Consider the following 13,153-nt stretch of genomic DNA (forward strand, 5'->3'; position numbering starts at 1 on the left):
CCAGCAGCGCCCTACCCTATCCTCGCGAACATCTTCTCCAGATAGCTGCCGGCACCATCCTCCATGAAGAGGATGTGGCGGTCCTCCAGCTCCGCTTTCGGGCAATGCTCCGCGACGTTCAGCAACTCCGCATAGGGCGTCGGCGACAGCACGAAGGCGTTGAGCACGAGCGCCTGCTCGCCCGGCTTGGCCAACGTGGCCTGGATCGTCTTGACCTCCTTGTACAGGCCCAGCTTCGGGTGCCCCAGGTCCAGGTTGCGCAGGCCCTTGGGGTCCACGAAGGTCAGCCACTGCTGCCCCGTCGCCTCGTCCACCAGCCAGAGCAGGAAATCGGGATAGAAGTTGCCCGCGGTGGCGAAACCCAGGCCCTTGTCCTGTGTGGCGGCGTTGCGCAGCAGGTAAAGGCTGCGCGAGCCGATGGCCTTCCTGCCCGCGGGTGAGCCGTGGAAAGCCTCCAGGTCCCTGACGAAATCCCACTCGCTGGGCGCGTCGAACGCCAGCGGGCGCAGCTTGAAGGGAACGGCGTCCTTGTCGTCCAGCGACAGCAGCGGGTAGTACAGGTGACGATCGAAGCTGATGGCCACCATGTGCGGCGCGCTCCATTGGCCGGCCTGGTCGATCCGCCCTTCCGCCACCTGCGCCTTCAACGCCTCCAGCTTGCGGAAATACTCCAGGCCCTGCTCGCTGCCCTCGATCTCGAAGCGGTAGCCCTTGAGCATCGAGCCGTGCCCCTCGTCCAGCTGGACCACGTCGTAGAACTGGCCTTCGTAGCCGCTCTTCAGGGCCTTGTAGAAGCGCTCGGTGTAGTCGACCAGCAGGCGGACCAGTATGTCTTCCTGCTTGCGGACGTCGGCATAGCCGGTGATCGCCAGCTCGCTGGCCGGGATCAGCAGCGTGTACCAGTCGGCCGGGCCCTGGCAGAAGTCCATCAGCTTCTGCCGGTCCAGGCGCAGGTTGCTCCAGCCCCGCTGCAGCTTGCAGTCCTGCAGTTCGACATAGATGCGGTCCCAGTCGAACAGACCGAACAGCGCCGGGTTGAGCTTGGCGCGGTTGCGCGCCTGCGCCACGGAGCCCGCCGCCTTCGTGGTGCTCAGCGCCTCGATGCGCGGATACAGGTCCAGCGTCACATGGGGCAGCTTGACCTTGCCGGCGAACGCCGCGGGCACTTCGTACAGCCAGGGGAAGTGGGTGCGCTTGAAGCCCTTCTGCTGGTTGTCCTTGTAGCCGTCCTTGAGCGCCAGGGTCCTCAGCTTGCCTTGCGGCAGGTTCGCCCGGGTGGGGAGCTCCAGCTCGATCAGCTCGTCGCTGGGGGTGATCCCCTCTTCCTTCAGGTAGTCCTTGAAGGCCGCGATGTAGTTGGCGCGCACGCCGAAGATGTTCAGGGTTTCCAGCTTGTCCAGGTGCAGGCCCTTGGGGCGTTCCTGGGGACTGGTGCGCTTGAGCGAGAAGCCCTCGCCCTTCAGCCGCACGCCGCGACCGAACAGCTGGATGATCTGCGAACCCTCGCCCTGCCCCATGTTGAGCAGGCCCATGGTGGAAACCCGCCAGCTGCTCCAGCCCTCGGTGAACTTGCGCGAGCCGATCAGCACGTTCAGCCGGCTGTCCTTGTGGTTCAGGGTGCCGAAGAGCGCGCCGCTGAAATCGTCCGCCTCGCTGTCGAAGGCCGCGCAGGCCTCGGCCTGGCGGAAGAAGGCGGAGTCGTCGCCGATGTTGATCAGCGCGAAGGGCTCGCCATCGCCCACCCGCAGGGCCAGCTCGCCCTTGCTGCTGCGGATGTTGACCAGCTTCAGGCGCTGGCGGGCCGGGGCGTTGAACACCCGCTGGAGGATATCGGCGTACAGCTCGTCGATCCTGTCGCCATAGCCCAGCAGCGGCGCGAAGCGCCCCTGGAAGATGTTGTTGCCCTTGGCGTCCAGCAGCTGTGCCTTGTCGTTCACCAGGTCCGCCAGCCAGGCCTTGATCTGCGCCTCGCGGTTGAGGAACTCGGCGAGGAAGGTCACCACCTCGAGAATGTCGGAGTCTTCGTCCGCCACCTTGTTGCCGACGAACACCCAGAGCGGTTTCTCGATGTTGAAGTCCTGCAGCTGCTCGCGATGACGGCTCCACAGCCAGGTCTGCTGATAGAAGGCCAGCAGGCAGGCGGCAAAATACTTGTAGGCGTTGTCGCCCTCGGCGTAGGCCTCGCCGTTCATGTTGAGGATCAGCGAGTCCTTGCCGTAGCCATCCTCGTAGAAGAACTTGTACGAGTAGTCGAAGAGGATGCACTTGGCGTAGACCTCGCGGGTCGCGGTGATGCGCGCCTGGCGCAGCTCTTCCGCGGTCAGCGCCAACTGCGCCAACTGGTCCTCGTCCAGCTTCTTCAGGCTGGCGGTCTGGAACAGCATCTTCGCGCGCTTCTTCTTCAGCTCTTCCTCAGCCGCGTTGACGGTCAGCCCCTTGGCCACCGCCTGGCCGAAGGTGGCCGAATACTCGAAGGCGAAACCACCGCGCACCAAGGCGTCGCGCCGGCTCATCCAGGCCCCCGCGGCCGTCCCGGTGCCGCGGTGGCCTTCGTCCACCAGCACCAGGTTGTTGCCTTCGAAGGCTTCCACCGCCACGGTCTTGTCGCCCATCTCGTCGCCGAGCTTGTTGATGTCGATGATCTCGATGGTGCCGCGCGGCGGCGTCTGGCTCTTGTTGAAGAACTGGGCGAAGCCGAAGCCGGACAGGTGCAGCTCTTCCAGGTGCTGGCGCGACAGGCCCTCGTTAGGTGTCAGCAGGATGACCTTGCTCGGGTAGCGCTCGCCATTGCCGGCCTGGAAGTAGTGCAGGTACTGCAGGATGTTGACGTGCAGCAGCAGCGTCTTGCCGCTGCCGGTGGCGTTCCAGAAGGCGATCTTGTTCAGGTCGTCGGCGTCGAAGTCGCGGAACGGGTCGGCGCCGGCCTCCCCGCGGTAGGCCGCCAGGGTTTCGTTCAGGCCATCGAGCAGCGCTTCGCGGCGGTTGAAGTACCAGTCCAGGTAGATCTCGCTGAACAGCAGCGACAGGTACTGGAAGTACTTCATCTGCAGTTCGTGGCCTTCGCGCTTGTTGCGCTGGGCGGTGATGCGCTGCCAGTGCGCGACGATGTTCAGGTCGTAGCGGCGCAGCTCCGCCTCGCCGATGCGCTGCGGCTCGAAGAGGTTGCCAGCGAGCTCGTGGAAGAACAGCGTCTGGCCATCGTCGTCGATGCCTTCGTGGCGGTCGTCGCCCAGGCGCAGCTTCAGCGCCCCCAGGCTGCCGCCCTTGAAGAAGCCCAGCATCCAGCGGTTGAGCACCAGTTCCTGGTGGAAGCTGCGCTTGCCGGCCGCGCCCCGTGGTGCTCGCGCCATCAGAGCGCCTCCACGGCGAACATGCGTTCGAGGAATTCCGGCTCGATCTGGCGCAGCTTGAGCTCGCGGGTGGCGCCGCCCTGCGCCGCGGTCTGGGTGAGCACCGAGGGAATGTTGTGGTCGCCGTTGAGGTAGATGACGTCGAAGCGGCTGTTCGCCGGGTCGATCGCCAGCTCCTCGCAGAGCCGGCTGATGCCCTCGTAGTCGAGGACCTCGCAGTCACGCCAGAGCACCAGGCAGCTTTCCCCGCCCGGCAGCGTGCCGGTGACCTTGACGAAGCCGCGCTCCAGCTGCGCATCCACCTGGCCGACGCGCAGGCCGAGGAGGTAGTTGAAGGTCTCGACCAGGTCCACCGGGCGCCGCTCGAAGGCGCCGGCGGAGTCCACCGCGATGTCCATGGCGTAGTCGAACGGCTTGCGGAAATCGCCGATCGACAGCAACGAGGCGCGGCTCTCCACGTTCAGCATGTAGCGCAGCAGGTAGTCGTCCCGCGCGTGGTCCGGGAGGAAGCCGAACAGGTCGCCCACCGCCGGCGGCCGGGCCAGCTGGATGTTGTTCAGGGCGTCCTCGTAGCTCTCCAGCTTGAGCACCTTGAAGCAGCCGGACAGGCCGGTCTGCGGCGCCGTGGGCTCGCCATCCTTCCATTGCGCGGAGTAGATGGCCTTGATCGCCCGCGGCTTGGTCACGGTTTCGAAGTACTCGCCCTGCTCCACCAGGATGAAGCCGAGCTTGGGCTCCAGACCCGCGGCCTGGGCCTCGCGCCGCAGCTCGATCACCGCATGGGCGGTGGTGCCGCTGCCGCCGAAGTAGTCGAGCACCAGGGCCTGCTCGTCGGCCTGGACCGCCAGGGAGATGCACTTCTTCACCAAGTGGATCGACTTCGGGAAGTCGAAGCGTTTCTCGCCGAGCATGTCGATGAGCAGGCTGTTGCCGTACTTGCCGGCGTCGAACTCGCCGCCGCTCCAGACGGTCTTGGGCACGGTCTGCTCGTGGGTGACGAACAGGTCCCAGTCGTCGCCGACCTTGAGCGCCGCGACGCGCTCCAGGTTCTGGCGGATGGAGTCGAGGCCGAAGTTCCAGCGCCGCTCGACGCCGTCCTGGTCGATCGGCCACACCTCGATGCGCCCATCGGCCAGCAGGACGTTCCTGGCGGCCGGGTGGAAATCGTCGTCCGGCACCGTGCCGACGTCGACCACGCGGCCGTCCAGCACGTAGATCGGGTAGAACGACGGCCGCCGGTCGATGCGCCGGGAATTCTCGCCCCAGCGCCGCATCTTGCGCGGGGTGCCGTTCTCTTCCAGGGTCCTGGCGATGCTCGACAGCCCGTCGCGGGTGAGGAACAGGGCGTACTCGTGGGTACGGTTGAAGTTGCGGGTGATCGAGCCCTTGGGGTTGTGCACCACGGTGACCCGCGACAGCGTGTGCTCCGGCGCCACCTGCTCCATCACCTTGGACAGGTTGACCATCTCGGAGTCGTCGATCGCCACCGTCTTCACGCCGTCGAAGCGCAGCAGGCTCATGCCCTTGAGCAGGCGGTCCTGCATCAGGCTCATCCAGGACGAGTGCTTGTACTCGTTCTTGTAGAGGATGGGCGTGGAGTTGGTGTTGTAGGGCGGGTCTATATAGATGTACTTGACCTGCTCGCGGTAGCGCTCCTGCAGGAAGCTCAGGGCCTGGAAGTTGTCGCTGTGGACGAAGGTGCCGTTGACGCTGCCGTCCAAGTCGGCGATGGAAGCCAGCAGCCGCGCCTTGAAGGCGGCGTCGTAGAGGCTGGTGTCGAGCATCCGGAAGGGCGCATTGCGCAGGTCCTGCTCGGTGCCGTTCGCCGTGCCCGTCCAGAGCCCCAGCTGGCGCCACTGCTCCCATTGCCGGGGGTTGCCGACGATGGCCGGGTACAGCGCTTCCGGCACCCGGTCCAGGGTGATGCAGTAATGGCTGGAGACCACGAACTTCTTCTTCAGCCAGAGCTTCTTCTGGAACTCCTCCAGTTGCGCCAGGAAGTCGATCAGTTCCCGGGCGATGGCCCGCAGGCACTGCGTCATGCGCAGGCTCTTGTCGATGTCGGCGATGGCCGTGGCGTTCTGCAGGTCGTCCAGGTGCAGGACTTCGTTCTTGATGTAGAAGTCCAGCTCGCCGCGCAGGAAACGCCCGAGGTCCTTGTGGATGAAGTAGTCGGCGGTGTTCTTGCTGGCGTAGTCGCTGAGATTCTTCTCCAGCAGCGTGCGCTGCGGGTTCTTCTCGGTCGGCTCGCGCCTGGCCAGCTCGGCCCAGCGCGCCTTGACCGCCGCGTCACCCAGCACGGTCTCGACGGCCTTGCCGATCAGCGTCTCCTGCCTGGTGCCCTTGGCCACCGGCCGGTATTCGAAGCGCAGCGTCAGCAGCGGCTGGCCGTCGGCGCCGTCGCCCTCCTCGATGGGCAGCAGCGCTTCTTCGTATTCGTGACCGTGCTCGTCGGTGCGGCTCAGCGTCATCGGCTCGATCAGCGCGAAGCGGCGTTCCTTGTCGTTGTCCTTGCGGTTGTCCTTGGCGGTGTCGGCGGCCACCAGGCGGAAGTGCACGGCGCGGCCGTCTTCCAGGCGGAAGCTGTAGTTGGCGAAGTTCTCGCCGCTCTTGGTGTAGTACTGGTCCTTGTTGGCCCAGTGCAGCATGACTTCCTCGCCGGCGTAGGGGATGGCGTAGGTGTCCCCCTTGTAGCGGCGCTGGCTGACGAAATCGCCGTTGTTGTAGTAACGGCTGAAGAAGGTCAGCAGGTGGCTGAAGACGGCGTTCTCGTGCTCGGCGCCATCGCTCCCCGCCAGGTGCTCCTGGATCTTGCGCGGCAGGCGCCGCTCCAGGTAGTCGTTGATCTCGCCGGCGCGGGCATTGAGGATGCGGTAGACGCCGAAGTCCAGCTCCGGGCGGTCGATCTGGAAGATCTCGCGCAGCTTGGCGACCAGGGCCTGGTGCTTGGGATTACGGATGTCGCTCATGACTTGGCCTTTTTCAATACCGCTGTATCTGTCCGGGTTCGCCGCCGGGAAAACGCACGCCGCGCCCGCAGCCGGGTTCGCCACGACGGGCTCGGACTATGCTCGGGATGCGCGCACCGCCGGCCCGCGCCGCAGCGGCAGGGCACTTCGGCGGCAAACGACCGGGGTGGCAGGCGGAATCAGGATTCAGCTCCCTCTGCGATCCGCCAGGCAGTGAATCTCAACTGACTTGCGATTGGCAACCTGGGCCGCGCCCTGCCAATCCAAACCGTTGATCTTACAAGAGAAGCGAACCGTTCGCGACCGGCGGGGGCCGGGCTGCGCCAAGGGGCTCGACTAGACGCCGGGCGGCAGCTTCGAGCGCATCGCCTTGCGCCGGTCGAACTTCTCGCCATCCGCCACGAAGGTGCCGTCGCCAACCGCGTGCAGGGTACGGCGCTCCTCGCGCTTGGAATCGACATAAGCGGCGATGCCGTCGAGCACCACTATGTTGTGCCGCTCGACCACGTCGACCACCCGGCACTCGATGTTCGCCAGGCACTCGCCGAACAACTGGCCAACGCCTACGCCACCTTGGCCAGTGGCGGGCGGATGATCCCCTGTCGCTGGGGCACCACGAGCACGCCTCATGAACGGCTGGCTGCGGCTCCGCGCGCCGGGAACAGTCCCGGTCCGTTAAGCCACGCGGCCTCCCGTACGCTCTTGCGTCGCCTGCCAGGGCCAGCGCTAGGCTGATTGCATGACAGGCCCCTCCCGAAGGCATCGACATCGAAGAGATCCGCCACGCGTCGGGCTCGACGCCTCTCCACCCCGCCAGCTCGATCATCAGGCAAGTGTTCGACGCACGATGCGGACAACGTTGACGCGCAGCGCAAACCGAGTCCACTCACCAAGCCCCCGGCCAATACGATCCGCGCGGTTTCCTCGTAGTGATGGCGCAGCAGCTCGCAGGCCCGCTCCACGTTCCGCTGCAAAACGGCATCGAGGATGTCGCGGTGCTCGCGCGCCACATCCCGCTCGTCTCCGGAGCTGGCGCGGGCCCAGCGCCGGTACAGGTCCGTCGACTGCAACAGGTTGTTATGCCCATCGTGTCTTCTAACTATTCAGAAGAGAACCCTGAACCCCAGGTTGCCGCTGTAGCCATGGGCGTCGCCGTCGAAGGCCTGCTGGTAGCCGCCGGTGGCGAAGAAGCTGGTGCGCTTGTCGGCTTGCACGTCCACCCCGAAGGTCAGTTCGCCGCTGCTGCCGCCGATGTCGGACTTGAACGGCACGTCGCCATCGGCCGAGGAGAAGCGCGTCTTCGATTCGCCCTGGAAGTCATGCAGCACGCTGGGGCGCAGCCACAGGCTGACGCGGCGGCTGGACTGGCCCGCCGGGGCCAGCCAGTCCTTGGCCAGGCGCACGCCGGCGCGGGTCACCAGCGACTCGCTGTCGTCGAAGCGCACGCTGGCGGCGCTGTCGCGGCTGTCGCTCAGGTCGAGACGGGTGTAGGTCGCCTGCAGCTGCGGCTCGACGTACAGGTCCTGGCCAACCTCGAACGGGTAGCCGCCCTCCAGCGAGGCGGTGTAGGCCTGGCCATGGCTGTCCAGGTCGTAGGTCTGCCTGGAGTTGGCGTCGATGTCCAGGTAGGTGTATTGCAGCACGCCATCCAGGTACCAGCCGCTGGCGCCGAAGTGCGTCCAGTAGCCGCCCAGGCTGTAGCCGCGCAGGGTGTCGTCGCCGGCGTCGCGGTGGTCGTAGTGGTCGACACCGCCCTTGATGTTGCCGAAGGCCAGGGACAGGCCCGCCCGGTCGCTGCTGCCATCGTCCATCTGGCGCTGGAACAGGTCGAGGCCGACCTGGAAGGCGCTGATCTGGTAGTCGTACTTGGGCATCTCGCCGTACTGGCCGTAGCGCTCGCGATCCTGTTGGCCGTTGCGGTAGATCATCCGCCCCCAGCCCAGCGGGCCGTCGCCCGCTGGCCGTTGCTGAAGGGTGCCCTCCAGGCTGCGGTTCTCCTCGCCGACGCGCTCGTGCAGGCTGTCGACCATGGCCTGGGCATAGGTCAGGCCCAGGGACGGGATGGCCGCGTACAACGAGGTTTCAGGACGATAGTCGGGCGTGGTGGGCGTGACGGGGCCGCCCGTCGGCGGCGGTGTGGCGCTGTCGTCCTCGCGTTGCGAGCGCAGGAACCAGGAGTCCGGCGCGGAGTCGTCGCGCGAGCCGCGGTACAGGCTGTAGCGGTAGGGCCCGGCCTCCAGCGAGTTGCCCAGGGAAAACGCCGAGGCCTCGCTGGTGGCGCCGTTCACCGCGTTGACCAGGAGAATGCCGTTGCCCGGCGTGGCGGCGCCGAGGCCGCCGACGTTGGTGACCTGGAGGCTGGTCTGCCCGCTGGCGCTGCCACCGTCGATGACGAGCTGGTCCGTGGGCGAGGCGTCGCCGCCGAGCACGGTGTTCAGGTTGATCCGGCCGCTCTGGCCGGCGTAGCTCCCCACCGTCAGCCGGTTGCCCACGCCGGTACCGGCGAGCTGCACCAGCCCGGCGTTGCTCAATGCGCCGCCGATGACGAAGGCGCCCGTACCCTGCCCCGGCAAGGCCGCGTCGGCCACCGCCAGGGTCCCGGCATTGCTCACCGGGCCTTGCACGCTGCCATAGCCGCCCAGGGTCGCGCCGGCCGCCACCTGCACGGCGCCCCCGCCGCTGAGGGCCGCGGACGCATGGGCCGCATCGCCCACCAGCAAGGTGCCGCTGCTGACGGTGGTGGCGCCACTGTAGGGGTTGTCGCCGGTCAACAGGGTGGTGCCGGTGCCGATCTGGTTGACCGCGCCGGTCCCCGAGATGCTGCCGTCGAAGGTCAAGGCGTCGGCTCGGTTGAATGCCAGCGTGGCGTCGTTCAGCACGTCGCCCACGATCGACCCGGAGGTGCCGCCGTCGCCCAGCTGCAGGGTGCCGGCGGAAATCGTGGTGCCGCCGGCATAGCTGTTGTTGCCGGTGAGGGCAGTGGTGCCGGCGCCGACCTGCTCCAGCGTCCCCGTGCCGGAAATGTCGCCGGCGAGCGTCAGGCTGTCCGAGCGATTGACCACCAGCCGGGCGTCGTCCTGCACGTTACCGACGATGGAGCCCGAGGTGCCGCCGTCGCCCAGTTGCAGGGTGCCGGCGGAAATCGTGGTGCCGCCGGCATAGCTGTTGTTGCCGGTGAGGGCAGTGGTGCCGGCGCCGACCTGCTCCAGCGTCCCCGTCCCGGAAATGACGCCGGCGAGCGTCAGGCTGTCCGAGCGGTTGACCACCAGCCGGGCATCGTCCTGCACGTTGCCGACGATGGAGCCCGAGGTGCCGCCGTCGCCCAGTTGCAGGGTGCCGGCGGAAATCGTTGTGCCGCCGGTATAGGTGTTGTCGCCGGTGAGCACGAGGGTGCCCGTGCCGGCCTTGACCAGGCTTCCTCCGGTCCTGTTGGTGGGCTGCTGGCCGAGGTATTGGCGGTAGGCGTTGATGGCCGCCGAGGTGCCGTCCTGGATGACGCCTGAAATGACGTCGTCGCGGTTCAGCGCCCCCAGCGTCAGCGCCGAATTGGACAGGTAGACCGAGCCCGCGCCGCTCAGCGAGCCAATGGACAGCGCCATGCCGCTGGCCAGGTTCACCACGCCGCCGGCGTTGTTGACCAGGGTTGCGCCAGCGGCGCTGGACGAGCCGCTGAACGAAGTCACGCCGCCGGCGTTGTTGGTGATGGTTGCCGAACCGGCGCTCGACGTCTGGGTGAAGGAGGTCAGGCCGCGGTCGTCGTTGACGATGGTCGCGCTGCCGGCGCTGGAGGCGCCGGCGAAGTTGATCTGGCCCTCGCCCTCGACCGACAGGTTGGCGTTGCCTGCCGTCGAATTCTCGACGAACTGCACCAGCGAACCGCTGAACAGATCGCCCGGGGCATTGCCGACGACGGTGATGGTGGCGTTCGCCGCCGTGGACGAGCCGGCGAAATGCATGGCGTTGTAGGGGTTGCCCGGCGCGGCCGGCGTTGTCCCCTCGAGACTGTAGCTACCGCTGCCGGCCGAGGCCGTGCCATTGAGGTTCAGGCCGGCGCGGCCGGTCAGCTCCAGCGAGCCGGCGTCGATGGTGATGTCGGTGGCGGTGGCGAGCTGCGAACCGGGAATACCGAAGATATGCGCGTCGTCCGCGGCGCCCGGCACCACGCCGAGGTCCCAGTTGCCGGGGGTATTCCAGTTTCCCCCGTCATTGGCGCCCCCGGTCCAGGTGATGGTCTGCGCGGAGAGGGTTCCTGAGAATACCGCCAGAAAACACGGTAACAACATCCTCGTTGTATGCACTGTCCCGTCCTCGTGTGTCGATTTCGATACACCCATGGTAGACGCTTATTCCTGGATGAGAGGTCTGAAGAGTCGGCTATCGCGTCGAAATACGTACCTGGGGCGCCAGGAAATACCGCAGAACGAGCTCCAGCGAGCGCGGCGGAGCTTGGTCGGTAGAATTGTCCGAACGGACAGCAGCGCTATGCCTCCCGGTCGGTGGAGCGTGCGCTGTCTTTCTGCGCCTCCAGCTCCGCCAGGCGGCTGTCCAAGGCCCGCCGGATGTTCTTGTAGGCATCACTACCGAGGATCAGTCGGCGCGGCGGCCGCTCCGAGTCGGCGCAGGCGATTATCGCCGCGGCCATCTTCGCGGCGCATCCAGGGCTGGAGAACTTGCCCATGGCGAGTAGGCGCCGGTAGTTGCCTACCGTGCTGCGCTGGTAGTCCGCGATGATCCGGCGCGGGGTCACGGCATGCTCGTCGAATCGGGTAGGCACTCTGCCAGGCACCACCAGAGTGACGTCGATGCCGAGGCACTCCACTTCCTGGCGCAGCCCTTCGCAGAACCCTTCGATGCCCCATTTGCTCGCCTGGTACAGGGCCAGCGCGGGAAAGCTCATTTCTCCCGACTCACTGGAGAGCTGGAAGATGCGCCCCCGCCCCTGGGCTCGCAGGAACGGCAGGCACGCCTGGATCAGCAGGATCGAACCCAGCAGGTTGGTGCGTAATTGATGTTCGATCTGCTCCAACTCCAGCTCTTCGACAGCGCCAAACAAGCCGTACCCGGCACTGCTCAGCAACACGTCGACATTTCCGACGGACTCGAAGGCCTCCGCCACTATCCGGGGGATGACCTCGGTATCGGTGATTTCCAGGTAATAGGTGCACAGCCGCTCGCCATGGCGCTGTCGCAACGGCTCCAGACGATCCAGGCGGCGCGCGCAGGCTAGCACCCGGTCACCGCGCTCAAGCAACAGGCGAGTCGTCTCGTAGCCCAGGCCGCTACTGGCGCCGCTGATCATCCAGGTCTTCATGACGGTTTCTCCCTTTTCTCAACCCCGCAGGGTGACGCGTACAGGCTGGCCACCTTCACGTAGCATCAGGGACTTCCAGTAGAAGCGCGGCTCCTCTTCCGAGGTGAGCTCGAAGGATGCGTCGCGCAGAAACACCGCGATGAACGTGGCCAGCTCGACCAGGGCGAATTTCTTCCCACCGCAGACACGCGGGCCGAAGATGAAGGCCACGTTCGCGCCGGCACTGGCAGTGTTGCGATAGCCATCCAGATGAGGCGTCCATGGCTCGGGGTGTAGGCGGGCATCGTGCTGGATGCCGAGAATCGACACCGAGACGTTGCCACCCGGCTCGACCCGATGTTCGCCGACATGATCCGCCTCGATGGCCAGGCGCGTGACGATCGGAGTCGGTGGATACAGGCGCAGCGTTTCGGACACGAAGGCTTCCAGCAGGTCGACCTGCGCCAGTTGCTTCCAGTCCTGTTGTGGTGCCTCCCAGAACGGCACCAGGGTGTCGCGCAGGCGCCGCTGGATATCCGGATAGCGCGCCAGCAGGTAGCAGGCCCAGCCGACTCCCGCCGCGGTGGTTTCGGCGCCGGCGGCGAAGAAGGTCAGCAACTCGTGCTCCAGCAGTATGTCGTTACCGGTGTCACGATCGGCGGCAAGCATGCCCTCCAGCATCGGATTGTCGGGCAGGCGTGCTTCGCGGAACAGACGGAAGTCATCGAAAATCTTGCGCCGCAGTTCCGGCAGCAAGCCCAGGCGCTTGTGCTTCAGCACGTCGTTGCCGACGCTGGGTGCGAAGGCATATTCCGAGCCGAACTCCATCAGGGTTGCCAGGTGGTCGATATCCACCTGGGTGTCGCGAAGGGGTACACCGAAGAAGTTCTCGATCAGTACCGATACCGTCATGCGCCGCAGCAGCCGCTCGTCCAACACCGCCTCTCCGGCCGCGCTGCGCAGTGCCAACTCGCGGACGGTGTGCCCGGCGTGCTCGCAAGCCAGAGTGAAGGTACGCTCGCGATCGAACTTGGCCAGGTAGTGCTGGGTGAGATCGCGACGGATCTCCCAGGCCCAGCCGTCTTCGGAGAACCGCGAGGGACCAAGCATGTGGCGGAACCAGTGCATGTTCTTGCGATAGTTACCGGCATTGAGCCTCAGCACATGATCGGCATCCTCCAGACGCTGCACGAGCAGGACCGGGGCGCCGTTGATGTCGACCTCGAGGTTTTCGCCGTTGTGCTCGCGAGCCAGACGTTGCAGCCAGTTCGCCGCCTCGGCGTAGACGCCGTCGAAATGCGGCACGTTCATCGTGCGCCCCGCTCCAGGATGCCGGCCAGATCTCGGACCGTGCGCATTTCCAACAGGTCCATGGGGTCCACCTCGGCCTGGATGAAGTCTTCTATCTCGACGACGATGAGCGCGAAGTTGAGGCTGTCTATTTCATGTGCGGCATTGATGGTAGCGTCGTCGTCGATCTTCTCGATCGGTACGAACAGGCAGCCGGAAAGAATCTTTTTTGCTTCGTACAAGTAGTCCATGCC

General features: G+C 66.1%; 8 protein-coding genes. All 8 read right to left on the reverse strand.

Features of this window, described 5'->3' with window-relative positions; genetic code table 11:
• Positions 1-11 precede the first annotated feature (11 nt).
• The 8 genes from IG194_RS02090 to IG194_RS02125 all read right to left on the reverse strand — a co-directional run bounded on the left by IG194_RS02090 (position 12) and on the right by IG194_RS02125 (position 13,150).
• Positions 12-3,350 (reverse strand): DEAD/DEAH box helicase family protein, encoded by a 3,339-nt coding sequence (locus tag IG194_RS02090; protein WP_058490267.1) that lies wholly within the window; start codon positions 3,348-3,350, stop codon positions 12-14.
• Complete coding sequence (locus IG194_RS02095) at positions 3,350-6,319, reverse strand: DNA methyltransferase (RefSeq protein WP_058490268.1); 2,970 nt, start codon at positions 6,317-6,319, stop codon at positions 3,350-3,352. Before IG194_RS02095 ends, IG194_RS02090 begins: the two co-directional genes overlap by 1 nt.
• Before the next feature lie 336 nt (positions 6,320-6,655).
• Positions 6,656-6,871 carry a hypothetical protein gene (locus IG194_RS02100; protein WP_197674146.1) on the reverse strand — a complete coding sequence of 72 codons (216 nt, stop codon included), beginning with the start codon at positions 6,869-6,871 and terminating at the stop codon, positions 6,656-6,658.
• Positions 6,872-6,945: 74 nt separating this feature from the next.
• Positions 6,946-7,389 (reverse strand): FCD domain-containing protein, encoded by a 444-nt coding sequence (locus IG194_RS33240; RefSeq protein WP_197674147.1) that lies wholly within the window; start codon positions 7,387-7,389, stop codon positions 6,946-6,948.
• Positions 7,390-7,422: 33 nt separating this feature from the next.
• A complete protein-coding gene (locus IG194_RS02110) occupies positions 7,423-10,479 on the reverse strand; it encodes an autotransporter outer membrane beta-barrel domain-containing protein (protein ID WP_160329420.1) in 3,057 nt (1,018 codons plus the stop codon).
• A 320-nt stretch (positions 10,480-10,799) separates the two neighbouring features.
• On the reverse strand, positions 10,800-11,630 hold the full coding sequence (locus IG194_RS02115; RefSeq protein WP_009617099.1) for an SDR family oxidoreductase: 831 nt from the start codon (positions 11,628-11,630) through the stop codon (positions 10,800-10,802).
• 18 nt (positions 11,631-11,648) lie between these two features.
• The gene (locus IG194_RS02120; protein ID WP_009617098.1) at positions 11,649-12,920 is read right to left on the reverse strand and encodes a cytochrome P450; all 1,272 of its coding nucleotides are present in this window, start codon (positions 12,918-12,920) and stop codon (positions 11,649-11,651) included.
• Positions 12,917-13,150: an acyl carrier protein gene (locus IG194_RS02125; RefSeq protein ID WP_009617097.1), complete on the reverse strand. Its 234-nt coding sequence runs from the start codon at positions 13,148-13,150 to the stop codon at positions 12,917-12,919. Before IG194_RS02125 ends, IG194_RS02120 begins: the two co-directional genes overlap by 4 nt.
• Positions 13,151-13,153 lie beyond the last annotated feature (3 nt).

This window comes from Pseudomonas sp. ADPe (assembly GCF_014843515.1).
Taxonomy (GTDB): domain Bacteria; phylum Pseudomonadota; class Gammaproteobacteria; order Pseudomonadales; family Pseudomonadaceae; genus Pseudomonas; species Pseudomonas citronellolis.

Bases quoted from the DNA above. Each gene is read 5' to 3' on its own strand.
- IG194_RS02120 (WP_009617098.1), bottom strand. From the start codon at position 12,920: ATGAACGTGCCGCATTTCGACGGCGTCTACGCCGAGGCGGCGAACTGG.
- IG194_RS02095 (WP_058490268.1), bottom strand. From the start codon at position 6,319: ATGAGCGACATCCGTAATCCCAAGCACCAGGCCCTGGTCGCCAAGCTG.
- IG194_RS02090 (WP_058490267.1), bottom strand. From the start codon at position 3,350: ATGGCGCGAGCACCACGGGGCGCGGCCGGCAAGCGCAGCTTCCACCAG.
- IG194_RS02125 (WP_009617097.1), bottom strand. From the start codon at position 13,150: ATGGACTACTTGTACGAAGCAAAAAAGATTCTTTCCGGCTGCCTGTTC.
- IG194_RS02115 (WP_009617099.1), bottom strand. From the start codon at position 11,630: ATGAAGACCTGGATGATCAGCGGCGCCAGTAGCGGCCTGGGCTACGAG.